The sequence below is a fragment of the Clostridium sp. DL1XJH146 genome, from assembly GCF_054819755.1.
This window is the reverse complement of record NZ_JBTVVN010000153.1, coordinates 1-257: the sequence shown is the minus strand read 5'-3', so window position 1 is coordinate 257 and position 257 is coordinate 1. Positions and strand designations below refer to the sequence as shown.

At 54.1% G+C, this 257-nt stretch carries 1 protein-coding gene; it reads right to left on the bottom strand.

Annotated features, from left to right (window positions below; genetic code table 11):
* Positions 1-257: KR domain-containing protein (locus tag ACVHXK_RS18905; RefSeq protein ID WP_461207947.1), on the bottom strand; the 257-nt coding region annotated here is incomplete at both ends.

The window sequence follows — 257 nt, the reverse complement described above, 5'->3', positions numbered from 1 at the left end:
AGGCTCAGGGCCAAGAGCGGAAAGACGGTCTACTTTTGCCTTGATGGCATCATTGATTTGACTGCGTCCAATCCAGACGATTTGCGCCTGATAGCGGCGGATCATGTACTCACTCCATGCCGCCCCGATGTACCCGGCGCCTCCGATGACCACATAGACTCCGCCTTTTCGATATAGCGTGTCATTTGACGGTAAGTGCCGATATGGGATCAATTGCTGCTGATGCCATTGCTGATTCCGATAGGCCCAAGCGTGGC